The organism is Nocardia sp. NPDC004582 (assembly GCF_053602115.1).
This window is the reverse complement of record NZ_JBSGCY010000297.1, coordinates 1-1,434: the sequence shown is the minus strand read 5'-3', so window position 1 is coordinate 1,434 and position 1,434 is coordinate 1. Positions and strand designations below refer to the sequence as shown.

General features: G+C 55.1%; 1 rRNA gene. It reads right to left on the bottom strand.

Annotated elements, in window-relative coordinates:
• Window positions 1–48: 48 nt before the first annotated feature.
• Window positions 49–1,434: ribosomal RNA gene (locus tag ACWELJ_RS34150) — 23S ribosomal RNA — on the bottom strand; the annotation flags it as partial.

Genomic DNA, 1,434 nt, shown 5'->3' with positions numbered 1-1,434 from the left:
TATCTGTGTGTTGTTTCAGATACTGCACAGTGGACGCGTAGCTTCTTTGTTGGTAAGTCCTCGGCCTATTAGTACCAGTCACCTACATCTGTTACCAGACTTCCAGTTCTGGCCTATCAACCCAATGGTCTGTTGGGGGCCTTACCCCCTCGAGGGGGTGAGAAACCTCATCTTGGAACAGGCTTCCCGCTTAGATGCTTTCAGCGGTTATCCCTTCCGAACGTGGCCAACCAGCCGTGCTCCTGGCGGAACAACTGGCACACCAGAGGTTCGTCCGTCCCGGTCCTCTCGTACTAGGGACAGCCTTCCTCAAGTTTCTAACGCGCGCGGCGGATAGAGACCGAACTGTCTCACGACGTTCTAAACCCAGCTCGCGTGCCGCTTTAATGGGCGAACAGCCCAACCCTTGGGACCTACTCCAGCCCCAGGATGCGACGAGCCGACATCGAGGTGCCAAACCATCCCGTCGATATGGACTCTTGGGGAAGATCAGCCTGTTATCCCCGGGGTACCTTTTATCCGTTGAGCGACACCGCTTCCACTTGCCGGTGCCGGATCACTAGTCCCGACTTTCGTCCCTGCTCGACCTGTCGGTCTCACAGTCAAGCTCCCTTGTGCACTTGCACTCAACACCTGATTGCCAACCAGGCTGAGGGAACCTTTGGGCGCCTCCGTTACATTTTGGGAGGCAACCGCCCCAGTTAAACTACCCACCAGGCACTGTCCCTGAACCCGATCAGGGTCCGAGGTTAGAGGTCCAATACGATCAGAGTGGTATTTCAACGATGACTCCACGAACACTGGCGTGCCCGCTTCACAGTCTCCCACCTATCCTACACAAACCGTACCGAACACCAATACCAAGCTATAGTGAAGGTCCCGGGGTCTTTTCGTCCTGCCGCGCGTAACGAGCATCTTTACTCGTACTGCAATTTCGCCGAGTCTGTGGTTGAGACAGCAGAGAAGTCGTTACGCCATTCGTGCAGGTCGGAACTTACCCGACAAGGAATTTCGCTACCTTAGGATGGTTATAGTTACCACCGCCGTTTACCGGGGCTTAAATTCTCAGCTTCGCACCGAAGCGCTAACCGGTCCTCTTAACCTTCCGGCACCGGGCAGGCGTCAGTCCGTATACATCGTCTTACGACTTCGCACGGACCTGTGTTTTTAGTAAACAGTCGCTTCTCTCTGGTCTCTGCGACCCCACCCAGCTCCAGGAGTAAATCCCTTCACCAGGCGTGGTCCCCCTTCTCCCGAAGTTACGGGGGCATTTTGCCGAGTTCCTTAACCACAGTTATCTCGATCGCCTTAGTATTCTCTACCTGACCACCTGTGTCGGTTTGGGGTACGGGCCGTGTACCAACTCACTAGAGGCTTTTCTCGGCAGCATAGGATCACTGAATTCGCCTCAATCGGCTACGCATCACGTCTCAG